Annotated in this window: 18 protein-coding genes; 14 read left to right on the top strand and 4 right to left on the bottom strand. The window is 65.0% G+C overall.

The window, feature by feature from the left end:
* Window positions 1–90: 90 nt before the first annotated feature.
* The 6 genes from ilvB (at window position 91) to astA (ending at window position 7218) form a co-directional block, all read left to right on the top strand.
* On the top strand, window positions 91–1932 hold the full coding sequence (gene ilvB / locus BGP02_RS12760; protein WP_268566346.1) for a biosynthetic-type acetolactate synthase large subunit: 1842 nt from the start codon (window positions 91–93) through the stop codon (window positions 1930–1932).
* A gap of 204 nt (window positions 1933–2136) precedes the next feature.
* A complete protein-coding gene (locus BGP02_RS12755; RefSeq protein ID WP_286798647.1) occupies window positions 2137–2916 on the top strand; it encodes a basic amino acid ABC transporter substrate-binding protein in 780 nt (259 codons plus the stop codon).
* A gap of 150 nt (window positions 2917–3066) precedes the next feature.
* On the top strand, window positions 3067–3819 hold the full coding sequence (locus BGP02_RS12750; protein WP_017234559.1) for an amino acid ABC transporter permease: 753 nt from the start codon (window positions 3067–3069) through the stop codon (window positions 3817–3819).
* On the top strand, window positions 3803–4525 hold the full coding sequence (locus tag BGP02_RS12745) for an amino acid ABC transporter ATP-binding protein (RefSeq protein WP_017234560.1): 723 nt from the start codon (window positions 3803–3805) through the stop codon (window positions 4523–4525). The genes BGP02_RS12750 and BGP02_RS12745 overlap by 17 nt, the downstream gene beginning before the upstream one ends.
* Window positions 4526–4732: 207 nt before the next feature.
* Window positions 4733–5974 (top strand): aspartate aminotransferase family protein, encoded by a 1242-nt coding sequence (locus tag BGP02_RS12740; RefSeq protein ID WP_150549997.1) that lies wholly within the window; start codon window positions 4733–4735, stop codon window positions 5972–5974.
* A 179-nt stretch (window positions 5975–6153) separates the two neighbouring features.
* Window positions 6154–7218, top strand: coding sequence for an arginine N-succinyltransferase (gene astA, locus BGP02_RS12735; protein ID WP_286798672.1), 1065 nt, complete (start codon window positions 6154–6156; stop codon window positions 7216–7218).
* A 29-nt stretch (window positions 7219–7247) separates the two neighbouring features.
* Here the strand turns inward: astA and BGP02_RS12730 are convergent, their stop codons facing one another.
* The 4 genes from BGP02_RS12730 to BGP02_RS12715 all read right to left on the bottom strand — a co-directional run bounded on the left by BGP02_RS12730 (window position 7248) and on the right by BGP02_RS12715 (window position 12128).
* Window positions 7248–8225: a Csu type fimbrial protein gene (locus BGP02_RS12730; protein ID WP_286798646.1), complete on the bottom strand. Its 978-nt coding sequence runs from the start codon at window positions 8223–8225 to the stop codon at window positions 7248–7250.
* Window positions 8222–10717 (bottom strand): fimbria/pilus outer membrane usher protein, encoded by a 2496-nt coding sequence (locus BGP02_RS12725; protein WP_286798645.1) that lies wholly within the window; start codon window positions 10715–10717, stop codon window positions 8222–8224. The genes BGP02_RS12730 and BGP02_RS12725 overlap by 4 nt, the downstream gene beginning before the upstream one ends.
* A gap of 100 nt (window positions 10718–10817) precedes the next feature.
* On the bottom strand, window positions 10818–11567 hold the full coding sequence (locus BGP02_RS12720) for a fimbrial biogenesis chaperone (protein WP_017232248.1): 750 nt from the start codon (window positions 11565–11567) through the stop codon (window positions 10818–10820).
* 33 nt (window positions 11568–11600) lie between these two features.
* Window positions 11601–12128: a Csu type fimbrial protein gene (locus BGP02_RS12715; protein ID WP_017232247.1), complete on the bottom strand. Its 528-nt coding sequence runs from the start codon at window positions 12126–12128 to the stop codon at window positions 11601–11603.
* A 747-nt stretch (window positions 12129–12875) separates the two neighbouring features.
* Here BGP02_RS12715 and dps point away from each other — a divergent pair.
* The 8 genes from dps to BGP02_RS12675 all read left to right on the top strand — a co-directional run bounded on the left by dps (window position 12876) and on the right by BGP02_RS12675 (window position 25166).
* Window positions 12876–13361, top strand: coding sequence for a DNA starvation/stationary phase protection protein Dps (dps, locus tag BGP02_RS12710; protein ID WP_017232245.1), 486 nt, complete (start codon window positions 12876–12878; stop codon window positions 13359–13361).
* 143 nt (window positions 13362–13504) lie between these two features.
* A complete protein-coding gene (locus BGP02_RS12705; RefSeq protein ID WP_286798644.1) occupies window positions 13505–16210 on the top strand; it encodes a bifunctional acetate--CoA ligase family protein/GNAT family N-acetyltransferase in 2706 nt (901 codons plus the stop codon).
* A 75-nt stretch (window positions 16211–16285) separates the two neighbouring features.
* Window positions 16286–17263 (top strand): magnesium/cobalt transporter CorA, encoded by a 978-nt coding sequence (corA, locus tag BGP02_RS12700; protein ID WP_286798643.1) that lies wholly within the window; start codon window positions 16286–16288, stop codon window positions 17261–17263.
* A gap of 249 nt (window positions 17264–17512) precedes the next feature.
* The gene (locus tag BGP02_RS12695; RefSeq protein WP_286798642.1) at window positions 17513–18811 is read left to right on the top strand and encodes a CaiB/BaiF CoA transferase family protein; all 1299 of its coding nucleotides are present in this window, start codon (window positions 17513–17515) and stop codon (window positions 18809–18811) included.
* A 216-nt stretch (window positions 18812–19027) separates the two neighbouring features.
* Entirely contained in the window at window positions 19028–19879 is an 852-nt protein-coding gene (locus tag BGP02_RS12690; RefSeq protein WP_254440947.1) for a sulfite exporter TauE/SafE family protein, read from the top strand.
* A 474-nt stretch (window positions 19880–20353) separates the two neighbouring features.
* Window positions 20354–20863, top strand: coding sequence for a hypothetical protein (locus BGP02_RS12685; protein WP_150562965.1), 510 nt, complete (start codon window positions 20354–20356; stop codon window positions 20861–20863).
* 209 nt (window positions 20864–21072) lie between these two features.
* Entirely contained in the window at window positions 21073–21747 is a 675-nt protein-coding gene (locus BGP02_RS12680) for a response regulator (RefSeq protein WP_286798641.1), read from the top strand.
* A gap of 50 nt (window positions 21748–21797) precedes the next feature.
* Window positions 21798–25166 carry a hybrid sensor histidine kinase/response regulator gene (locus BGP02_RS12675; protein ID WP_286798640.1) on the top strand — a complete coding sequence of 1123 codons (3369 nt, stop codon included), beginning with the start codon at window positions 21798–21800 and terminating at the stop codon, window positions 25164–25166.
* The last annotated feature ends 9 nt before the right edge of the window (window positions 25167–25175 follow it).

Raw genomic sequence — 25175 nt, 5'->3', positions numbered from 1 at the left:
GGCCGATCCCGGTAAGCTGGGTTCTCATTGGGCCTAATCGCCGCCACAATGCCTCCCGATTCGATGGATCCCGCAGGAATACACGTACCCATGAAACTTGATCTGACGTTCCCCGCTGCCGAAACCGCGACCGGCGCCGTCGCCCAGCCTGTTGCCCCGTTGTCTGCGAAGGGGGCCGAGTTGATTGCGCGGACCTTGGTCGAGATTGGCGTGGATACCGTCTTCTGCTATCCCGGTGGCGCCAACCTCGAAATGCTCGACGCGCTCTCGCGTGTGGCCATCACACTGGTACGAACAGAGCACGAACAAGGCTCGGTCTTCGGTGCGCAAGGCTATGCGCGTGCCACGGGCAAGCTCGGCGTATGTCTGGCGACCTCCGGCCCCGGCGCGACGAATCTCGTCACGGGCATTGCCGACGCCGCAAGCGATTCCGTGCCGATTCTCGCCATCACCGGCAACGTCGCCACGCATTGGCTCGGCAAGAACGCGTTTCAGGAAGTCGACATCGTCGCTATCACCCAGCCGGTGACAAAGCTCGCCCGGCAGGTCCGAGAGGCGCGGGACATTCCCGCCGCGTTGCGCGAAGCGTCCGCCTGCGCCATGGCGGGGCGGCCAGGGCCTGTCTTGCTCGATTTTCCGAAGGATATTCAACAGGCGCGTCCCGATCATCCGACCGACAAGCGTGTCACAGCGCCGGTGCCGGCGGGCATGAGCGACGAGACCGCCCAACGGATCGCGGCCTTGCTTGCCCGAAGCGAGCGCCCGGTGATCTACGCCGGGGGCGGCGTCATCGCCTCGGGGACCGGGTCGCAGCTCGTGGCACTGGCCGAAGCGCTCGATTGCCCGGTGGCGCTCACGATGATGGGGCTGGGTGCGATGCCCGACAACCATCCGTTGCTGCTCGGCCCGCTCGGCATGCATGGCGCCTACGCGGCCAACGTCGCGGTCAATGAAGCCGACCTTGTGCTGGCGCTCGGCGTGCGTTTCGACGACCGGGTGATCGGCGATCCGGCCTCGTTCGCGCGGCATGCCACGATCGTCCATATCGATGTCGACGCCGCCGAAATCGGTAAGAACAAGCCCGTCGCGCTCGGCGTGCATGCGGATCTGCGCGACGCCTTCGCCGGCCTGCTGGCGCACGCGTCGCGCCGCAACGTGCCGGATTGGCACGCCTACTTGCGCGAGCGGTGTGAGGCGCATCCGCTGCGGGCGCTCCGGCAGGAGGGCGCAGCGGATGCGGTCAATGAGGCCGACTCTGTGGGCGCGCTGACGGGCGTCGCTGTCATCACGGCACTCGCGGCGCTTCTGCCGCCGCAAGCGGTCGTGACCACGGGCGTCGGACAGCACCAGATGTGGGCGATGCAGCACCTGCGACTTCGCCAGCCGCGCACGTTCCTGTCGAGCGCGGGGTTCGGCACGATGGGCTTCGGCTTGCCGGCAGCGATCGGTGCCAAAGTGGCGTTGCCGGACGTCCCGGTCATCGACATCGACGGCGACGGCAGTCTGAACATGTCCGTCAACGAACTGTCGACCTGCCGCCGCTATGGGCTGGGCGTCAAGGTGCTGGTCATCAACAACCAGTGGCTGGGCATGGTCCGCCAATGGCAGGACATGATCTACGCACGCAATCGCGTCGCGTCATCGCTTGTCGACCCGAACGCGCCGGACGCGGCCGGCGACGGGCGTCCGTATCCGGACTTCGTCACCATTGCGGCGGGGTATGGGGTGGCGGGCGCCCGTGTGACCCGGGCAGACGCGTTGCCCGCCGCCCTCGCCCGCATGCTCGAAGACCCGAGCGAGCCGTATCTGCTGGACGTCCTCGTCGCCCGCGAGGACGACGTTTATCCGATGATTCCCGCAGGCAAGTCGTATCGCGATATGGTCTTCGGTCCCGGCCAGACGGCAGGCCCCATCGCGGCGGGGGCGTTCTGACGCACGGGCCCGGCAGACGAGGCGCGACCGTGCGGGCGGGCACTGGCGCGTGCCAACCCTGCATTTGCATTCTCATTTGGCGGGAATTGGATCGCGCGTCGCGAGATCGCAACGTCCTAAACCGAGGCGATGGCTTTTTTTCATTTCGGTGACGGTGCGGAGTATCATTGCGCTCTTTCAAGAATTCTCGCCAAGGAAATCAACATGTTGACGAAGCGCCTCGTGCTGGCCGCCGCCTGCTTTCTGACGACCTTCGCCGCGTTGCCGGCAGCGCAGGCCGCCGATCCCACGTACACGGTGGGCGCAGGCGGTACGTATCGCCCGTTCGAGTTCGAAACGCCGCAGAAGGAGCTGGCCGGGTTCGACGTCGACGTCATCAAAGCCATCGGCAAGGCCGGCGGGTTCTCTGTGAAGCTGGTCAGCACGCCGTGGGAAGGCATCTTCGCCACGCTCGACCAGGGCGATCGCGACATCATCATTTCGGGCATCACCATTACCGACAAGCGTCGTGAAATGGTGGACTTCTCGGCCCCATATTTCCCGGCCGATCAGGTCATCATCACCTCGCCGGGCGCCAAGGTCGCGGGTCTGGCCGATCTGAAGAAGCTTCAGGTGGGGGTGGTCAACTCGAGCACCGGCGACATTTCCGTGTCGGAAGAACTGGGCCGCACGAGCACCGCGATCCGCCGCTTCGACAATACGCCGCTGATGCTCGAAGAGCTGTATCGCGGGGGTGTTGACGCCGCCGTGGGCGACGTGGGCGTCATCAAGTTCTACATCAAGAGCCATCCGGAAAAGCCGTTCAAGCTGGTCTACGACAGCAAGTTCAAGCGCCAGTACTTCGGCATCGCCGTGAAGAAGGGCAATAAGGTCGCGCTCGACAAGATCAACACCGGTCTGAAGAAGATCGTGGCCGACGGCACCTACGCCAAGATCTACAAGCAGTGGTTCGACGCCGATGTGCCGTCGCTGCCGCAACAGTAAGCAACGCGTGTAAGATTCGCGCCACGCTCGCCAGAGACCTGGCCACTCGCGGCCCGTGAGCTGATCGTCGACTTCCGACGTCAACCCCCGGGCCGCGAGCGTTTTTCTGCCGGCCCGCCGGTTCGTTTCATTTCGTGAGAAAGGTGCTTCATGGGTGGGTTCCAGTGGAACATCATCAGCGAATACATGCCCCTGTTCGTCGAGGGCACGCTGATGACGCTCAAGTGCACGGTGATCTGCGTGATCGCCGGCACGTTACTTGGGCTCGTGCTGGGCGTCGGCCGACTGGCCGAGGCGCGTCACGGCTTCTATAAGTATTTCCTGCGCTACGCGGTGCAATACCCGGTGCGCTTCTATGTCAGTTTTTTCCGCGGCACGCCGCTGTTCGTGCAGATTCTGCTGATTCACTTCGCGCTGATGCCGGTGCTGATCAACCCCTCGGAAGGGTTGCTCGTGAGTGGCGACCTCGCGCGGGAAATCCGTTCGCAATACGGCGCCTTCATGTCGGCGGTGCTGGCCATCTCGCTGAACGCGGGGGCCTACGTGTCCGAAATTTTCCGCGCCGGGATTCAGTCGATCGATCGTGGGCAGGCGGAAGCGGCGCGCTCGCTGGGCATGACCTATATGCAGACGCTGCGCAAGGTCGTGCTGCCGCAGGCCTTTCGCCGCATGCTGCCGCCGCTGGGCAACAACGCCATTGCGATCGTGAAGGATTCGTCGCTGGCGTCGGCCATCGGTCTGGCGGAACTGGCGTATGCCGCGCGCACAGTATCGGGGGCATACGCTCGCTACTGGGAGCCGTATCTGACGATTTCGCTCATCTACTGGGTGATCACGCTGGTGCTGTCGGCATTTGTTCAACATCTGGAATCGAGGTACGGCAAAGGTGATCGTCGTCAATAACCTGCAGAAGCAGTACGGCGAGGCGCACGTACTGCGCGGCATTTCGTGCCGCATCGAAGAGAGCGAAGTCGTGTGTGTGATCGGGCCGTCGGGCTCTGGCAAGAGCACGTTCCTGCGCTGCCTGAACGGCCTGGAAGACGTGAGCGGCGGTGAAGTGCTCGTCAACGGTTTTCACGTGGAAGACCCGAAGACGGACATGAACGCCATGCGCGCGAGCGTGGGCATGGTGTTTCAGCGTTTCAACCTGTTTCCGCACATGACGGTGCTCGAGAACCTGATCCTCGCGCCGATGCAGGTCAACGGCATCAAGCGTGGCGAGGCCGTGACCATCGCCGAGCAACTGCTGCGCAAGGTCGGCCTGATCGACAAGATCGATGCCTTCCCGAACCAGCTCTCCGGCGGTCAGCAGCAGCGTGTGGCGATTGCCCGCGCGCTCGCGATGCAGCCCAAGGTCATGCTCTTCGACGAGCCGACCTCGGCGCTCGATCCGGAGCTGGTGGGCGAAGTGCTCGAAGTCATGAAGTCGCTGGCCGACGAAGGCATGACGATGGTCGTTGTGACCCACGAAATGGGGTTTGCCCGTGAAGTCTCCGACCGCGTCCTGTTCATCGATCAGGGCGTGATCATGGAAGAAGGCAAGCCGGAGCAGATTTTCTCGGCCCCGAAGCACGAGCGCACGCGCGAATTCTTGCGCAAAGTCCTGTAATTCTCACGATGGCGAGGCTCGCGGAGGTATATCCGAGGGCCGCATCTGATTACAATGCGAGGGTACGCGCGCCAAGTGCCATTGCCGTCCGGCATTGGCGCGCCGCCGGCCCCCTGAGCCCCCAGCCAGGTTCTTTTCACAGGGCAGTGACCTTTGTCCAGGCCTGCCCCGCAATCGACGATTGCACTCCGATTTCACGAGGTAGTCATGAGCCAGCCAATCGCTGTGACCCGCCAGACGTTCGACGACGTGATGGTGCCCAATTACGCTCCTGCCCAGATGGTGCCCGTGCGCGGCGAAGGCTCGCGCATGTGGGACCAGCAGGGTCGCGAGTATGTCGATTTCACCGGCGGCATCGCGGTCAATGCGCTTGGCCACGCCAACCCCGAACTGGTGAAGGTCATCGAAGCGCAGGCGCGCAAGGTCTGGCACATCGGCAACGGCTACACCAACGAGCCGGTGCTGCGTCTGGCCACGGCTCTGACCGACGCCACGTTCGCCGACAAGGCGTTCTTCTGCAATTCGGGCCTTGAAGCCAACGAAGCGGCACTCAAGCTCGCGCGCCGCTACGCCTACGACCATGCGGCCGAGCGCGGCGGCAAGGAAAAGAGCGAGATCATTTCGTTCTACAACTCGTTCCACGGCCGCTCGCTCTTCACCGTGAGCGTTGGCGGTCAGGCGAAATACACCGAAGGGTTCGGCCCGATCCCGGCCGGCATCATGCACCTGCCGTACAACGACCTGGCGACCGTCGAGGCGACCATTTCGGACGCTACGGCGGCGGTCATCGTCGAGCCGGTGCAAGGCGAGGGCGGCGTGCTGCCCGCCGATCCGGAATTCCTGCAGGGCCTGCGCGCGCTGTGCGACAAGCACAACGCCTTGCTGATTTTCGATGAAGTGCAGACGGGCGTCGGCCGCACCGGCACGCTGTACGCGTATGAGCAATACGGCGTGACGCCGGACATTCTGACCACCGCCAAGGCACTGGGCAATGGGTATCCGATTGGCGGCATGCTCACCACGAACAAGATCGCCGCGAGCTTCTCGCCCGGCACGCATGGCTGCACGTACGGCGGTAATCCGCTTGCCACGGCCATCGCCGGGCGTGTGCTGGAACTGATCAACACGGCGGAGACGCTCAACGGCGTGAAGGCGCGTCACGATCATTTCATCAAGGGCATCGAGGCGATCAACGCGCGTCATGGCGTGTTCGACCACGTGCGCGGCATGGGGCTGTTGATCGGCGCGGTGCTCAAGCCGGCATTCGCTGGTCGCGCGAAGGACATCGTGGCGGAATCCGAAAAGCACGGTTTGATGGTGCTTGTGGCCGGGGGCGACGTGGTGCGCTTTGCGCCGTCGCTGAACATTCCGTTCGCCGATATCGACGCCGGTCTCGCGTCGCTGGAGAAGGCGGTCGCGGTCGTGGCGGCGACGGTGAAGGCGATCTGATCGCACCGGCCGACGTCACGACCTGACGGTATGCAGGACTTCGGGCCGGACCGACGGATGACGTCGCTCCGGCCTTTGTTTTACTCAATTCGCGGAAGGTGCTCATGACCCGTCAATCGACCATGGCGACGCCCCCGGCCGCCGACACGGACTCGCCCGACGCGGCAGCGACGACCTCGCTGCGCGTCGTGCGCCTGGCGCGTCGCGGCGATCTTCCCGCGCTGTTGAAGCTGGCGGCGCAGGCTGGCCCCGGCATGACGTCATTCAAGCCTGATGAAGCGGCGCTCGAGGCGCGCCTGGCCCGAGTTGCCGCTACCTTGGCGGGGCAAGCCCCCACGGCAGAGCAAGGGTATCTGTTCGTGATGGAAGACGTCACCTCCGGCGAGATCGCCGGCGTGTGCGGTCTGGAGGCCGCAGTCGGGCTGGAGCAACCGTTCTATACGTATCGCAAGGATACGATCGTGCATGCGAGTCGCGAGCTGAACGTCTGGTCGCGAATGCTGACGCTCTCGCTCTCGAACGACCTCACCGGTTATAGCGAACTGTGCTCGTTGCTGCTCGATCCTTCGTGGCGCGGACATGGCAATGGCGCACTGCTCTCGAAGGCGCGTTTTCTGTTCATGGCGCAGTTCCCCGAGCGTTTCGGTCCGCATGTGTGTGCCGAGCTGCGCGGTTTTTTCGACGACAACGGGCAGAGTCCGTTCTGGCAGTCGCTCGGGCAACATTTCTTCAAGATCGATTTCGATCAGGCGGATTACCTCACCTCGATCGGCAAGAAGTCGTTTGTGGCCGAGTTGATGCCGAAGTACCCCATCTATGTCGACTTTCTCTCCCCGCAGGCGCAGGCCGCCATCGGGGTCACGCATCGCGATACGCTTCCGGCGCGCCGGTTGCTGGAACAGGAGGGCATGCGCTCCGGGGCACATGTCGACATCTTCGACAGCGGCCCGGTACTCGAAGCGCGCGTGGCCGACTTGCGCGCCGCACGCGACAGCCGTTATCTCAGCGTGACCCTCACGGGCACGGCCGGTCAGGACGAGGGGGCGGCGCCGGCCGTCCCCAACGCGGAGCCCTACCTCGTGGCGTGCCTCGGGCTGGACGGCTTTCGCGCCACGCTCGTCACGGGGCGTCCCGAGCGACGCGCGTTCGCGCTCAGCCCGCTCGCGGCGCAGGCGCTGGGTGTGAAGCAGGGCGACCGCATTCAGGTGCTGCCGCTCAAGCCGCCGCGCGCCGACGCGATCTGATCGTGCGCCGACGGCGGTTCGCCGCCGTCTCAGAATTGAATCGTTGCTGTCACCGTGTCCGTGTAGACGCCGGGGGCCGGTGTCGATTGCGACGGCACGCGCGCGTAGATCGGAATGAACTGAACGAGGCCGGTGCCGATGCCGGTCAGTGGCGACGTGCCCGATGAGCCATCCCCCCAGATCGTGGCGTAACCACTGTCCAAGTAGAGTTGATAGGCGACGTTGGCGCCGGTCTCCCCAGCCATCAGGCGCGACGTGACCGTGCCCAGCAGCCCGCCGGACAGGCTGACGCGATACGCGTCGTTTTGCGTGCATTGCACCATAAGCTGGCCCGCACCGGTCACCGGGCGGTCGAGCGCCGTTTGCGTGGCGAACGTGATGTTCGTCGCGGCGATCGTGCAGTTGTTGATGACGCTCACGTTCACGGTGAACGGCGTGCCCGGCACGGCGGTCATGGCGCTGCCGCAGTCCGGGACGGCCGACAGCGGGCCGTAGGGCGCATAGTGCAGGCTCGTGTCGGCCGACGTGAATGTCCGCGTGTAGACCGTGTTGCCGTTGCCGGACGTGGGCACCGTGGTCTGCGCCGCTGCGATTCTCCCGTAGACATTGACGTTCTGTGTCACCGTCCCGCCCAGAAGGTTGCGGGTCATCGTGAACGCGATCGCCTGACTCGGACCGCTTCCCCATGGGTTGGCGAATGAGGGATCGACATAGAGACCGAAATTGATGGTATCGCCCGCGTTCGTCAGCGCAAGGGGCTGACTCGCATTCAGTGCGAGACACACCTTGACGTTGGCGCTGCCGCCGAGCAACGGCCACGTGCACGAAATGGGCACCGTGCCCGTTGCCGAGAGCGCGGCGCCGGAGATCGGACTGAAGGCCGCGAACGCGAGCGTCGGTGCCCCCACCGAACAAGTCTGCGCCTGCGCGTACGCGCACAGGAATGCGACACCGGCGGCCGCGATCGGGCGCCGCCGCGTCGGCAGGGTCCCGGTGGGAGGTGTCATGACGGATCCTCCTGTCCCCAGCGGACGGGGACGGGGGCGGGACCAAAGGGCGCCGGGCGCTCGTTGGCGAGCGTGCCGAATGCGACGCAGGCCAGCGGACCGATGCGGGCGATGCGGCCTTCGGCGGGCGCGGCCCATTCGAACGAGACTCGGCAGCGCTGCCCAGCGTCTCGGGACTCCAGGGTGTTGCTCGGCGCAAGGGCATCGACAAAGACTTCCCCGTCATAGCCGACGACCGTCGCGACGCCGCTCTGCACATGGCGCACCGCCGTCCCGGGGCGCAGCGGCTGCCCCGTGGCGCCTGTGAGGGTAACAAGCGCCGCACGGTAGCGCCGCACCGGGAAACGCACCAGCACGCCGCTTCCCGCCTGAGGCGCAATGCGGCGCTCGGTCGTCAGCACTTCCATATCGACCGGAAGCTGCATGGGGTCGATGCCGATGCGCGCGGCTTCGAAGCCATTCAGATCCGGCACGAAATAGTAGCCGCGCGAATCGGTGCGGCCGATGGGCACCGATTCGCGCAGCACCGGCACGTCGACTTGCCGATCGGCACTCACGAGGGCGAACGCATCGTAGGTGCGCCGTGTCGCGTGCACGCTGTTGTCCATGACGACCAGCGCGCCGGTCATGCCGAGGGCGGTGCCGGTACGTCGTCCCACCTGTTGCGCAAGGGCGGAGATCTGGCCGTGTCGCCCGAGATACTGCAATTCGCCTTGCACGGTGCGTTGCGAGAAGGCGCGTCCGCCAATGACCTGCCAACCCCAGCCACCACTGTAGTCCGGGGCACGGCTGGCACCCACCGATGCCTGCGTCTGCCCGTCCTGCTGGTTGAACGACACGCTACCCAGCGCGCCGCCGCCGAGCAACACGCTCAGCATGGCAAACACCCCATGGACGCGGTGGCGAGCGAAGTCGCGATATCCGCCGACGGAGAACATGCCGCGCGTGCCCGCCGGCAGTGCGAGGCTGGCCGACAGCACGCGGGTGGCCGGCTGGCCCGGCACGCGCTGTGAAAACCAGGCAAGCGAGGCCGTGCGGCTGCGTCCGAACGGCACGGACACACTCACGCGGTCGCTGGCGCGTGGCGCGGGCGCACCGTCGAGCGACGCGATATCACGATAACGTCCGGTGGTCCGGATCATTTGCACGTCGACGCCGATCCGTCGCGATAGGTATTGGTATCCCGCGCTCCACTGTGTGCCGGTGCCCCGGCCGCCCGAGATCGCGGCCGACGCGCTGACGACGCCCATCTGGCCGAGCGCCATCAGGGCGCCTGCGCCGCCCAGCGCGAGTCGGCGGCCGGCTTGTGCCTGCGCTTCCACCGTGACGGCGTCGGTCGCGCCATAGCGCGCGGTCACCGACGCCACAGGGTGGCGTCGATACGAGAATGAGCGCACGCCGTAATCGTCGCGCGGCAGGCCCGCTTCCACTGAAAAGCTCGACAAGCCGCTGGCCAGCCGCCGAGGGTCGATGTAGAGCGGGACGGTGGTGACCCGCTCGCGTCCGAGCGCGTCGCGCGTCACGACACTCGCCTGCAGGTCGCCGGTCAGACCGGGGGCATCCTGAATGACGAACGGTCCGGGCGGCACGTGTCCGCTCATGCGGCGCACACCATCGAGATAGACGTCGACCGACGACGGCACCACAGCGCTGCCGTGCAGCGTCGGTATCGGGAAGGTGACGAGGTCCGGACGCAGGCTGAAGTTGCGCCGCCATTGCAGGCCGGCAATGCGCAGCGAGCGCGTCCACGCGAGCGAGCCGGTGATGAGATCACCCGCCACCCAGGTCGTCAATCGGGCCGGGTCATCGTGCTGCCACCATGTGTCGTAGCGCCGATAGCCGTGGCGCCAGGCGGAGTGCTCCGCCAGCCCTGTCTGACGCACGGTGCCGCCGGGCCAGAAGCCGCGAACTTCGCTCCAGACGGACGCCCGCGTGAACCGGTCCCGCTGCACATACCCGTCGTAATTGATCAGCACGCCCGTGCCGGACGTCGCGGCCATGAAGACTGGGGGCGCACGGCCTAACGCATAGGGCGTGAGCCACGCGTCGCCGACTTGCAGGGCGAGCGTCTGGTGTGCGGCGTCGTACGTCGCACGCACGCCGTCGAGCGAATCGAGCGCGACGTCGGTCGCGTCGCGTGGTGGCAGTTGGGGCGAGGTCAAGCCGAGCAGGCGCAGATCGCCTGCTCGCACGAACCATCGCCCCTTCCGACGCAAAAACGGCCCGATCCGGCCGGTCGACTCGCCATTGACGATGACCTCCAGCACATAAGTTCCGTCAAGGCGGGACACGCTGCCGGCGCGCTGCGCAGACGGCGTGGCCGTGTCAGACACCGCGGCATTGTCGAACCGCGCGGTGCCTGCGGCGTCCGGTGCAGAGGTTGCGGCTGGTCCATCCTCCGACACCGTCGCAGCAGCGGCAGCGTGCGCATCGCCGGCCTTGCCGAAGGCGGCCGCGCCGAGCGCCATCGACGTGGCGAGCGCCGTAGCCACCGCTCCGGACGTGGCGCCGCTCCAACCCTGCGCCCCGGGAGTTCGCGAGTGACAGACCCGGGGAGTCGAGAGGGTGGCGGCACGGCCCCGGCGGACACGCTTAGCGCTCGCCATCCGACGCGGTGCCCGCGGCAAAGCGCATCGGTACGGCGTCGACGCGCGACTCGACCGTGAACGGCGCAACTGGCGGGGCGCCAGCGGGCCAACGCACGGCGAAGCGGCGCGTCTGCCCCGCGAGGACATAACCGAGCAGGCCGCGCGTCAACTGGACGCTGCGCCCGGAGGCGTCCAGCACGCGCGTGGCGCCAAGTTGCGCATGCCGTTCGCCATCGTTGTGCACCTCCAGTTCGCCTTGGGTGATGCGCACATCGAAGCGCAACGACGGCGCCCGCGCATCGCTTGCCTGCACGAACACCGGCAAGGAGTAACGCAGGCGGATCGAGATGCCCTCGACCGGCGTGGCACCGGTGGAGGGCAGTTCGTCGACGAGTAGCCGGTAGCTCTGCTCTTGCGGCTCGGCGACCTGCGCCATGCGCACGAGCCGCACGATCTGCCGCTCGCCGGGTTCGATGCGCAGGATCGGCGGGCTGGCGACGAGCGCGTCGCTCGGGGTGAGCACGTTGTCGCCATGGCGCTGCGTCCACGCAAACAGCCGGAGCTGACCGTGAATCGGCACGTCGCCGGAGTTGCCCAGCGTCAGCGTGGTGGCCGGCTGCGTGGGCAGGAAATTGACGATGACCGGCGAGACTTGCAGCGTGGCGCCGTTGCCGTCGGTCACGTACAGCGTCAACAGCGCGACGAACGCGCCGCCGCAAGCGTAGGCCGTTGGGCGGCGAACGGCGGGGCGCATGGGGCTTCTTGGGCGCATGATCGATCCCGTTTCTCAGAAGTACACCGTGGCGGTGACCGTCGACGAATAGACGTCCGGGGCCGGCATCGTGGCCGAGAGCGTCGCTTGTCCGTAGACCGTATGCACCTTCACCGCGCCGGTGCCCGAATCGCTCAACGTATTCGCCCCCTGCGTGTTGCCCCACGGCGTCGCGTAGCCGGCGTCCTGATAGAGGCCGAACGGAATGGTGGTGGTATTGCCGGAGAGGGTGCCCGCCAGCAGACGATCCGCCTCCGTCGAGTTCGGCACCGTACCGGCATTCAGCCCGATGTTGTACCCCGTCGTCGCCGTGCAGGTCACGCTCAGCGACGACGTACTTGCCACCGGTCCGGTCGCGGATCCCTGCACCGCGTTGAACGTCATCGGTGTGGCGGCAATGGTACAGCCAGGGAGAATCGTCAATTGCACTCGCATTTGCGCCGTCGCCGACCCGTTGGTATAGACGGCGGCGCGTGCCGGCGCGCCGTGCGCCAGCAGGTAGACGATTCCGGAAAGGGCCAGGCACAGTAGAGATCGATGCATCGTCATTCTCCTTTGGAGTCCTATTGGAGGTTGCGGAAGTGAGACTCGGGAACTACGCAAATCGCGTCTGTTCTAACGTCCTTCGCGGCCGCTTTTTACGTAGTCTATGAAGGTATTTGCCTGATTTCGGCGTTGACGAAAGGCTTTCGGAATCATCCCATCTTCACGGCGGGACGCCGCACGTCACGTATCGACCGAATACGCGCAAAGCGCATGTATCAGCATGACGCAGTGCGCACGGCGCTGTCCCCGTCGACATCGTCTGGGGAACGCAATGGCGCAAGTTTCATCCCATGGATGAGCGGTTGCCTCGTTGCTGGCGGCGTTGGCAAGGCGAAATTCCCGCGGAGGCGAGTGCTGGCGCGACGAGAAAATGGCGGCGCGATGATGTCAATCAAAGCGCGTGAGGATGGCACTCGACGACGCGCATATTTCACTTGATCTCGAAAGTAAGCAGTCTCTAGAATGACTTGGTGCTATGCATCGGACATCCTTTGCGCCAACGGTGTGATATAGGCCATCGCGCTGCGGCCCCTGTGCCTGTAGGTGTCGTCGGTGATGGCAGGCTTCACGTTGCGGGGCGTCACGCACGGCGCGTCGCAATCCCGCTCGGACATCGGCTGACGTGGTCACGCCGAGGTGCCGAGTCTTGCGCGGTTCCCTTCGTCCGCATGGGGTGGTCTGCGACGCCCCGATGCCGACGCCTTCCCCGGCAGCCCGCGGGCTGCCAGACGTCAGGAGTGTGAAATGGCTCTGAATCATACGCGTAACACCCTCGGTGAAAAGATTCGTATCGAATCGGTCAACCTGCTGAATCGCGGACTGGTCAACGGCATCGACGTCCAGCGGCAGGCCAAGCAAGCGCACTGGAACGTGCACGGTCCGGGCTTCATCGAGCTGCACTTGCTGTTCGACGACGTCTACAACGCGGCCCTCGAATGGGCCGACCTGTGTGCGGAACGCCTGGTTGCCCTTGGCGGTGTGGCCGACGGTCGCGTGAAGTCCGTTGCCGAGAAGACCGAACTGCCGGTCTACAAGAACGAATTCAAACGCGGTCTCGATCACGCGGCCGCGCTGGCCGAAGCGCTCGCGGCCTACGGCGAGATCATTCGCGGCCTGATCGACGCCTCGGCAGAGATCGGCGACGCCACGACGTCGGACGTCTTCACGGAAATCTCGCGTGGCGTGGACGACCATCTCTGGAAGGTCGAAGCGCACCTGCGGGGCGATTGATGGCGATGACGACGGGCGCCCTTGCGGGAGCCCGGTCGCAGCCCCGCTAGACCGCCTGCCCGCGAAGCGACAACGAACGCGCGCCCCGGCCATGCCCGGTGCGCGCGTCCGCATGCGTTCCTCTCGATCCACCCGGAGTTTCCATGACCACGCGTAATCTGAGCCAGATGTTCGCGCCGAAGTCGGTTGCCGTGATTGGTGCGTCGCTGCGCGAGCGGCGAGTGGGCACGACGGTGCTGAAAAACGTCATCGACGGCGGCTTCAGGGGCGAGATCTATCCGGTCAACCCGAAGTATTCGACGCTCGCGAATCTCAAGTGCTATCGTGACATCGGCGAATTGCCGCAGGCCCCCGATCTGGCGGTGATCTGTACGCCGCCGGCGACGGTGCCCGACTTGATTCGTGAGCTCGGCGATCGCGGCACGCGCGCCGTCGTGGTGCTGACCTCGGGGCTTGCCCGCGAACGCGATCGCCACGGCGTGACACTACAGGAGCGCATGCTCAAGCACGCGAAGCCGCATGTGCTGCGCATCCTTGGACCGAATTGCATTGGGCTGCTCAGTCCCGGTATCGGGCTGAACGCCAGCTTCTCTCATATGGGGGCGCGCGAGGGCAAGCTCGCCTTCGTGTCGCAATCGGGCGCGCTCACCACGGCGGTGCTCGACTGGGCCGATGCGCGCGAGATCGGCTTCTCGCATTTCGTCTCGCTGGGCGACAGTGCCGACGTGGACTTCGGCGACATGCTCGACTATCTGGCGAGCGATCCCGGCACGGACGCCATCCTGATGTACATGGAATCGATTCGGCACGCGCGCAAGTTCATGTCCGCCGCACGTGCCGCGGCCCGCAACAAGCCGGTGGTCGTCATCAAGTCGGGACGGGTGCCGGAAGGCGCGCAAGCCGCAGCGTCGCATACAGGGGCACTGGCGGGCTCGGACGATGTCTACGACGCAGCGATCCGGCGGGCGGGCATGTTGCGCGTCGACACGACCGACGACCTGTTTGCGGCGGTGGAGACGCTGGCACGGCTGCGCCCGTTCTACGGAGATAAGCTGTCGATCATGACCAACGGCGGTGGCGCCGGGGTGATGGCCACCGACGCCCTCGTGCTCGATGGCGGCAAGCTGGCACATCTGACCGACAAGACGCGCGCCGCCCTCGACGCCGTGCTGCCGACAACGCTTGGCCGTGTGAATCCGGTGGACATCGGCGGCGATGCCGATCTGGCGCGCTATACGGCCACCTTGGAAGCGTTGTGCGAAGACCCCGACACGGCGGCCGTGCTGTTTATTCAAGCGCCCACGGCGGTCATGCCGAGCCTGGACGTGGCGAACGGCCTTGCCGCTCTGCCGAAGCCGTCGAAGAACGTGTTCACGTGCTGGCTGGGCGGTGAGACGGCCGAGCGTGCGCGGCGCATTTGCCGCGAAGCCGGATGGCCGACATACGACACGCCCGAGAACGCCGCCCGCGCGTTTCTGGAAGCCGTCAACTATCGCCGCAACCAGTCGCTGCTGATGGAAACGCCGCCGTCGATCCCGCCCGGTTTCGCGCCCGACGTGGCCCGCGTGCGCGCAATGGTCGAGAGCGCCATGGGCGAGGGCCGGGCATTGCTCACCGAGCCCGAAGCGAAGGGCGTGTTGGCCGCGTACGGCATTCCGGTCGTGGAGACGCTCGTCGCCACGACCCCCGAGCAAGCGGGCGAACTGGCGCAAGGGATCGGTTTCCCGGTCGCGGTGAAACTGATTTCGCCGGACATCACGCACAAGTCGGACGTTGGCGGCGTGGTGCTCAATATCGAATCGGCCGAGCAGGCACGCGAGGCGGCGTGCCAGGTTCGCAAGCGTGCGCTCGCGGCCAAGCCGGAGGCGCGCGTAACGGGCTATTCCGTGCAACGCATGGCCAACGGCGCGGAGGCGTTCGAATTGATCGTCGGCGTGGCGACGGACAACGTGTTCGGTCCGGTACTGCTCTTCGGGCAGGGCGGCACGGCGGTGGAAGTGATCGCCGATCGTACGATCGGTCTGCCGCCGCTCAACCTCAATCTCGCGCGCGACATGGTGGCGCGCGCGCGCGTGGCGAAGCTGCTCGCCGGCTATCGCAACCGACCGGCTGCCGATCACGAAGCCATCTACCTCACGCTCGTGAAGCTCTCGCAACTTGTGTGCGACGTGCCCGAGATCGCGGAGCTCGACATCAATCCGTTGTTCGCCGACGCGCACGGCGTGCTCGCGCTCGACGCACGTATCGTGGTGCGGCCGCCCGCCTTGCCGGGCCACGGGCGCCTGGCGATCCGTCCCTATCCGCAGGAACTGGAGTCTACCGTGGATGCGGGGGGCAGGCCGGTACGGGTGCGTCCGATCCGGCCGGAGGACGAGCCGGCCTATAAAGCGTTCTTCCACACGCTCACGCCACAGGACGTGCAGTTCCGTTACTTCGGCCTGATCAAGGAACTGTCGCATTCGCAGATGGCACGCGTGACGCAGATCGACTACGACCGTGCGATGACGTTCGTCGCCACGGAAAAGGACGAAGCGGGCACCATGTGTCTGCTTGGCGTGGTGCAGGCGCTCGCCGATCCGGACAATACGGTGGCCGAGTTTTCCGTGACAGTGAGCCCTCAGGCGCAAGGGCGCGGGCTCGGGCGGGCGCTCATGGAGCATATCGTCGACTACAGCCGCAAGCGCGGCACCGGGGAACTGATCGGCTATGTGCTCACGGCAAATACGCGTATGCTGACCCTCGCCCGTCATCTCGGCTTTGTCGAGGACAAGGAAATGGAGGCGGGCGTCCTTCATATCCGGCTGCCGCTGCAACGCACGGCGCAGGCGCAGGACACCCGCGGAGCGTGACGGTCGAGGCCGGCCCGCTCACGGTGTCCCGGGCTCGCGCCGGGGGCAGGGCGGTCGCCTAGACCAGGAAGACGAATGCTAGTGAATTGCGTGGCCTATGAGGATGGCCGCAAGATTGCCGATCTGCATCCCGATGAAATCTCGGACTATCTACAGCGCCCGCACTGCTTCGTGTGGGTGGCGCTCAAGGACCCCGGGCCCGGCGAATTGTCGCAGATGCAACATGAGTTCGGTCTGCACGACCTGGCCGTCGAAGACGCGCAGCACGGTCACCAGCGACCCAAGATCGAGCAGTACGGCGACTCGCTGTTCGCCGTGCTGCACGTGTTGAACAAGGATGCCGACGGGGATTTTTCGACGGGCGAGGTGGCGATTTTCGCCGGGCACAACTACGTGCTGTCGGTGCGCTCGAACGCCACGCAGGGGCTCGGCATCGTGCGGGCCCGCGCGGAGAAGGAGCCGAATCTGCTGCGTCAGGGCTCGATCTTTGTACTCTACGCACTCATGGATGCCATCGTCGATAGCTACTTCCCGGTACTCAACGAACTCGAGGCACAGCTCGAAGCGATCGAGGAGCAGATCTTCACGCCGAATGCCCCCGCGAAGGGACGCGCGATCATCGAAGACCTGTATCAACTCAAGCGCCGGCTCATTACACTGCAGCACGCTTGCGTGCCGCTGATGGAGGCGGTCAGCAAGCTGTTCGGGGCGATGGCGCCCAAGCTCTGTGGCGGCATGCAAGAGTATTTTCGCGACGTCTTCGACCATCTTCAGCGCATCACGAAGAATATCGATCTGCTGCGCGAAATGGTCACGACCGCGCTGTCGGTCAATCTCGGCATGATCTCGCTGTCTGAGAACGAGACAACCAAGCGCTTGGGTTCATTTGCGGCGCTCTTCGCCGTGCCCACGATGATCGCGGGAATCTACGGCATGAACTTCGCCGATATCCCCGAGCTGAAGTTCCAGTACGGCTACCCCCTGTGCATTGGCGTGATGATCGCCATCGATGCGCTGCTGTTCGTCAAGTTCCGCAAGGCCGGCTGGCTGTGAACGACAGGGCCGCGAGCGGGCGCCGATATGAGCGTTTCCTGTACGTCCCCATGCACGGCGTCTATGTCAGACGCATGTTGCGATGTCCCCTTCGGCAGCCCTGTTGCCCGGTGGCAACGCGCCTCGTGGATGCCGCATTTTCTGCCGTGACCGGCGTGGAATATTTGCTCTAGAATGCGTGAACGCCGCGTCAGACGGTTGCCAAGGGTTGAGAACAACAAGAAACGCCAGGCAAATAGGGGTCAGATATTGAACGCACCACTCTCGGGGATCCGCGTCATCGAATTCAGTCGTGGCGCGGCCGCTGCTTACTGCGGCTTGTTGCTGGCCGACATGGGCGCAGACGTCATCTTGGTCGACGATCCGGTCGACGACAATGCCAACGACAACTCGAGTCCGCTCGGCGCATCGGCCCAGGTCGGCCTGCGGCGCAACAAGCGCTCCGTCGCACTCGATTTGCTCACGCTCGACGGCCGCAACCTTGCCCATTCCCTGGTGCGCGGCGCGGACGTCCTCGTCGAATGTTTGCCACCGGGAACGCTCGCGCGCGCCGGACTCGGGTACGACGCATTATCGGCCGTACAGCCACACCTGGTCTACGTGTCGATCTCCGCGTTTGGTCAGGATGGCCCGCGCGCGTCGCCGCAGTCTGGCGTGCCAGCGCTCGACGCGTTGCGAGGCATGCTGGGGGCGTCGCCGGGGGGCCTGGAGCCGCCCCGCGACTTGCCGGTCGCCGATCTGGCCGCGGGACTCTATGCCGCGTTCTCCGTGTCGTCGGCGCTGGTCGCTGCCAGACAGCAAGGCCGCGGTGTTCACATCGACGTGCCGATGCTCGGCACAACGCTTGCCATCGCGTCACTTCACGCGGGTGAGCAGGGCGCGCTAGCCGCGCAGCGCGCCGGGTTGGTGCCCGGGGAGGCGTCGGCCGCCGCCTCCGATGTCGCGCAGGGTATGGAGCAGCATCGATACGGCGGGACGGTGGCCGCCACACGAAGCAAGTTGTCGCCGCTGGCAATTGACGACGAGGAGGCCGCGCGCTTCGGTGGGCCGTCGGCACCGTGGCCCACGTTTCGGGCCAGAGATGGCTATTTCGGCATGGATCTCGATGGACAAGCGCATTGGCAGGCGATTTGCGCGCTGATGCATCGCGTCGATCTGCTCGACGATTCGCGTTTCGTCAACGCGCGCGAGCGAGCGCGCCATCAAGCTGCGCTGCGCGACGTGCTGGAAACCGTGTTTGTGCAGGAGGATCGCAGTGAGTGGCTCGCCCGGCTGGTTGCCGTGGGCGTGCCATGTACGGAGATCAGCACCTATTCGCGTGTTCTGGCCGATCCGCAGGTGGCCCATATGGGCTGGGTGCGGCCGGTGGTGTTGCCCAGCGGCGAGACGACTCACACCATCGTTTCGCCCGTCCGGCTTAATGGCCAGCGCCCGGTCACGTATCAGGATCCGCCTGCGCCAGGGGCCCATACGGGCGATATCCTCGCCGAACTCGATGCCGCGGATGGGCCTTCGACCCGGCGCGATGAACCGCCACGAGGCGGGTAACCTTTCCATCATTGTTTGCGGCTTGCCGCTTCCCGGTACGGCGACGTCTGAACGACGTTGCCTGCTTTGCCCTGCCTGCTTGACGCATCAGGCCTCGCGATTCCCCCACCGATTGGGACTTTTCCGTTGTTTCCGGACTCTATATAATCCACAGTCATAAGCATATGACTAATAGTGATTTGGGCCGCCAAGTCGCTTTCCGCTGGATTCCTTGCCATGTCCCTAGAATTTTTGAGTGCTTCCCCGATGGCTGCTTTGCTCGGGGCCGCGGTCGGCCTCGTGCTGGGTTTGACCGGTGCGGGAGGCGGCATTTTTGCTGTGCCGGCGCTGGTCTTCGGGCTGGGGTGGGGCGTGCCGCAGGCCGGCCCGGTGGCCCTGCTCGCCGTAGGCGCAAGTGCCGCCGTGGGGAGCGCCCATGGACTGCGTGTCGGCCTCGTGCGCTATCGCGCGGCAATGCTGATGGCCGGGATCGGGGTCGCCGTGGCGCCGCTTGGCACGTGGATGGCTCACCGACTGCCGGAACGTTGGCTCGTTGGACTCTTCGCCATCGCAATGATGGTCGTGGCGGTGCGCATGTATCGCGCGTCGCGCGCCGGGACAGCGGGCACCGATAAAGGCACCGATCTGGCGGCGTCGGCCGGTGCCGCGCCGCAACCGCCATGCCGAATGAATCCAGAGACGGGACGGTTGCACTGGACGCGGCGCGTCGCCGCCACGCTCGGCCTCATCGGCGCGGTGTCGGGCTTCGCGTCGGGACTGCTGGGCGTGGGGGGCGGATTCGTGATCGTCCCCGCGTTGCGGCGTTTCACCGACATCACGGTACACGGCGTCGTGGCGACGTCGCTTTTCGTCATCGCGTTGATTTCCGCGGGCACCGTGGCCAACGCCTGGTGGAACGGCATGCATCCGGGCCCCCAAGGGTGGATGTTCGTGGTTGGCGGCATCGTCGGCATGCTGCTCGGGCGCGCCCTGACACCGCACATCGCGGCGTCCAGACTGCAGCAAATCTTCTCGGCACTGATGGCCGCGGTCGCCCTGGGCATGTTCGCCAAAGCCTTCGGCGTCTGACATGCCGCAGCGGCGGTTGTGCCATCGCGCGGCACACGCAGATCCTTCAAAAATCGCTACGCCTTGCGAGTGACTCACGACGTCACTTGCATTCTCGTACCCGCTGCGTACCCATCGTGGTTGACATCCCGGGAATGCATGGAATGAATCTTTCCGTCGCCCGGTTGTCCACTGAGACGTGGTGCTTGCATGACGGGTACGTAATCCGAGTTGTTCCCGCATGGAGGCGCCGCATATTGCGTGCGCTGCGCGCCTCGCATTCGGTAATCCGCCTAATTTGGACTAGGATGTTTCCCATAAGGAGATCCAAAATGGCTGGATTTTGTAGATTTATCCTATATTTCTGCTGGTCGCAAATCAGCGCGTGACGTTGAAGTGTCACGCGGTATGTCGATTGGCTTTGCATCGATGACCACGACATACATTGACGCTTCGGCGTCCTCCTCGTTCCGCTGTTCGAGTGCCGAGCGAGTCATGGGCCACCTCACTTTTGCTACGCTGACACGCCTGAGCGGCGCCCTTCTGATGACGTGGCTCGCGGGATGCAGTGAATACCAGGCATCGACACCGGGTGTGTCGGCGGCGGGGCAGGCGTCGGAACGCGTCGGCACGCCGCCGTCGGTGGCAGCGCAACTGGCTGCGGCCCCGCGTGCGGTTGAAACGCGGATGCGGCCGGTCGCCGCCGCCGTGGCGATGAGTGCCACGCCGAAGGTCGGTCAGGTGGTGAGCGGGACGTATCGATGGATGGCCGATTGGCCTGAGACCCACAGCGTGCATCAATGGGAAGCGGCGTCGGGACCGACGCGTATTCGCGTTGTCGCACGAGCACGCGAGATGATGCCGTCGGCGGGTTTGCGCGGCGTGCGCCTTCGCTATTGCGTCAAGCCTGTCATGGGCACTGGCGCAGCGCGCTTGACGGGCCACAAGACGTGCTCTGGCTGGACGACGGTCGAGGGTGCGGGCGCCGCCGGCGTTGCCGGATAGCGAGACGTTTCCGGCGCACCGGGCCGGAGGTGGCGATGCGCCGCCGGGTCGCGGCCTGCCGGCGTCCACAGTAGTAACGCGGTTACGCCTTCGTGACCACCGAGTGTGTTGGCTCGACCCACATTCCTCTTTTGGGAAGCCATGACGCGTAGACACGGCGAAGGATCGCGCGCGCCCACGGCTGACTTCTTTTAAAAGGATTCTGCAAAATGATGGTAAAAATTCTGATCGCGGATGATCATCCGATCATCGCCTCGACACTGCGTGAAATGCTGTCCCCGGATCCGGGTTTCCACGTGCTGCCGCCCGTCACCAACTCGACCGAGCTCTTCAAGGCACTGGAGACGAATTCGGTCGACGTGCTGATTACCGACTACTGCATGCCCGGCGGCACCTTTGGCGACGGCCTGGTCATGATCAATCGTGTGCGTCGCAAGTATCCGGACGTCAAGATCATCGTGTTCACCTCGATCGAACAACCGGCCATCATCCACGCGCTCGACAGTTGCGGCGTGCTGGGCGTGATGACCAAGTCCGACGATCTGCGCGAAATCACGGTGTGTGTGGAGCGTTGCCGACGTGGCATGAGCTATCGGGGGGGGCGCGCCGAGCAGATTCTCGAAGAGCAGATGCGCCGCAAGCCGACCGCTTGCCGTCCGCTTTCCCCGAAGGAAATGGAAGTGCTGCGCATGTACCTGGACGGTCTGAACGTGTCGCAGATTGCCGATGCCCTCAAGCGTTCGGCCAAGACGATCAACAATCAGAAACGCATGGCGATGAGCAAGTTGGGCTGCCGTACCGATATGGAGCTGTTCAAGCTGCACGTCTCGAGCCCGGTTCAGTTTTCGCGTCACGGCGAAGTCGAAATGCCGAGCGCCGTCTGAGTTTGACTCGACATACGACATTGGCGTCCGCGTCCGCGTCCGATGCGACGATGACGCGTGACATCGCGATTGCAGGCCGCCTGCTTCGTATCGGTGGCTTGCTGGCCCTGCTTTTTGGTTTGTCGGTCTGGGTCGCTGTGGTGTCCTACGCGTTGTTCGGCATGGTCTGGCAAGGGGGGCAGAAGACGGCGACGTTCTTCGCGACCGTGGGCCACGAGATCCGCGACGTCGAAATTTTCAACGAGCAGGCCAGTACGATGGCGCAAGCCGCACTGGCGAGCAACGTTCGTCCGGGCGGTGTTACACAATCACTCACCGATCGGATTCTGGGCCCGCTGCTTACCATGCCGATCGGCACGGCGAAGCGCGTTGCCGGCGTGGGGTTCGATGGCGACTTCCAGATTGTCAAGCTGGCGGAGATCCCGGCTGAGCGAGCGCAGCGATTGGCGCGCCTCACCCTTCGGTTGATGATTCTCGATGCCAACTTCTGGAGTGCGCTGGGTGGGCAGGACGAAACCTTCATCATCTCGGCGGACGGCGCGTTTGCCGCTCGCCGTACGTCGTTCGACCTGCAGCCCGTCAGCGCGACGGATCTCGCGCGTGACACCAACGCGACGCTCGCCGAGATCAACAAGGTCGAGCGTTATGCCGCGCGTCGTCCCACGAGCAACGACGGTCCGTTCTGGACCTACAACTACAAAAATGCACTTTCCGGTTTGACGGCGGTCTCGAGCTTCGTGCCAATTCGCGATCTCGACGGTCATCTGATGGCCTACGTCGGCACCACCATGGCGCCCGACAGCATTGTGCCGCCGCGGCTGCGAACGCTGGAGCACACGGGCGAAGCCCTCCAATTGGTGTCGGCGGACGGGTTCGTGGTGGCAAGCGCCGGCGCGTCGCTCTCGTCGTTGGGACATTTGCGTACGCTCGCCACGTTGCCGCTCTTTGGTGACGCGCAAATGGCGGTGCGTTACGACGGCGAGCGTCTGGTCTTCGAGCGTCATCCGGCGTCGTCGCCGTGGTTCGTCCGGTATACCGTTCGTCCGATAGATTTACTGCAGCAAAATGCCACGCTGTTGATCGGCGCCACGTTGCTGTTGTGTCTCTATGCGGCCGCCGTGTACGCCGGGATGCGCTACATGCGCCAACGCATGATCGAGCCGGCGCGTCGACGTACGACGGCCCTGCTCGAACGAGACGCCTTCACGCAAACCCTGATCGAGACGGCCCCCGTCGGCATGGCGATCATCGATCCCTTCGAGCCCAGTGTGGTGATGAGCAATCCTGCGTATGCGGGCACCGTCGATTTGCTTCGAAATCTGGGCGATGGCGAGTTGACGCGCATGTACCGCCAACTGCACAGCGGTGTGGTGGCGCGTCCGGTGCGGCGTTTGCTGAGCGCGATCGACGACGCCGGCGAGCGTCACTACGCCGTGAGCTTCGTCGATACTGTCTTTCGTGAACAGTCGGTGCTCATCGCCACACTGTCCGACGTGACAGAGCAACGCCGCTTCGAACTGGAGCAACGCAAGGCGCGGCTTGCCGCCGAGAGCGCCAATCGCGCCAAGGATGTCTTCCTGACGACCGTTAGCCACGAAATGCGTACGCCGTTGTATGGCACGCTCGCGTCGCTTGAACTGTTGAGCGCGCAGCGTCTGGGCGAAGATCATCGGTATTACGTCGATGTGATGGAAAGCTCGACGCGCAATCTGCTCGATCTCATCAACGATCTGCTGGACTATTCTCGGATTCAGGTCGGTCGCTTCGAACTGAATGGCCGCGATGGCTTGTTGCTCAAGGAGCTCGAAGCCATCGGCTTGTCGTTCACGGGACGTGCGCGGTTGCAGGGACTCACGCTGGACTGGATGATCGACCCGCAGCTCTCGCGTGCCGTGCATACCGATGCGCTGCGACTCGGACAGGTCGTGACAAATCTTGTCGGCAATGCCATCAAGTTCACCGAGAAAGGGTACGTCGCCTTCAGCGCCATGGTGACGCGCACTGACCCTCAGGGCTGTGACGTGGCCTTCACGGTCAGCGACAGTGGCGTTGGCATTGCGCCTGCCGATCTGGCGGACTTGTTCCGGCCGTTCGGCAAGAGTACGTCGGAGCCGGGCATGCAGCACGGCACCGGCCTGGGGCTCGCGATCTCGCATCAGTTCGTGGGTATGCTCGGCGGCGTGCTGCAGGTCGACAGTCAGGAGGGCGAGGGCACGACAATGCGCTTCACGCTCCGTCTGCCCTGGGCGTCGGACAGCGAGATGTTGCCCGTCGTCGGGAGAGGCGAGACGTTTGCGTATGTGAGCGGACTCGCTCGCCGCCATGCGTATCTCGACGCATTGATTCGTCGGGCGGGTTACCTGCCGGTCAGATATGACGACGCGGTATCGTGGTCTTCGGGCAGTGGCCGCGTTCAGGACGCGGGCTTGCTCATGTTTGCCGACGAATGGCCGGTGCGCGGTATGGCGGGCTCGGAGGTGTATCTGCTGCGCTCGACGCCGGTCGATCGTCCGGCCGGCAGCGCCCCCGCGTGGCCGCGCGACATCGCGTTGTTCCAGCAGGCGGAGCTCTGGGATGCGCTCGGCCTCGTGTCGGCGCCCGGGCTTGCCGCGAGCGGTGACTTGCCGGGCGCCCCCGGCGCGCAGGCGCGTATCAAGCCGTTGGCCGGGTGGTACGTGCTTGTCGCGGACGATCATCCGATCAGCGGCATGTTGCTGTCCCGGCAGTTGGAAGGACTGGGCGCGATGGTCGATTGCTATCACGACCCGCGCGAGGCACTTGACGCGTTCGATGCGGAATCCCACATGCTGGTGATCACCGATGCCAACATGCCGCACCTCTCCGGGCATGCATTGGCTACGCAGATCAAGGCGCGCGCGGCCCATGTGCCGGTGATCGTCGCGACGGCCGACGTCACAATGCGCACCGACCGCGACGAGACGTCCCCGTTCGACGCCATCGTCTACAAGCCGGTGGATGCGCGCTCGTTGTTGCGCGTGATTGAACGGATACGGGCGCGCTATCCCTCGCTGTGCGTGGACATCGCGCCGCTTCCAGCGTCATCGGACCTGATCGACAGCGGACCGACGCCGTCCTCCGACTCGACATCGGCGAAGGACTGGCGGCCACCGCTGTCCGACATGCTCGACACGTTCGTGAAGATTGCCGATCAGGACATCGCCAATTGCCGGGCAGCGTTGGTCGACCCATCGCGCGACACTCTCCGTCATTCCGCGCATCGTTTGCGGGGCGGTTTCATGGCATTCGGGCTGAGTTCGCTGGCATCGCTCGCGGCGCAGGTGGAGCATCTGGCGCCCCAGGCGTCCGTCGGACAGATGGAATCGGCGTTCGAAGTGCTCGACGCCGCGTGGAACGACTGGCTGCGTGCGCAGGGACATGCCATTGCCAACGACGCCTGACGGCAGCGT

This window comes from Pandoraea sp. 64-18 (assembly GCF_001899225.1).
Classification (GTDB): Bacteria; Pseudomonadota; Gammaproteobacteria; order Burkholderiales; family Burkholderiaceae; genus Pandoraea; species Pandoraea cepalis.
The sequence above is the reverse complement of the archived record's forward strand: the minus strand, read 5'-3'. Positions and strand labels throughout refer to the sequence as shown.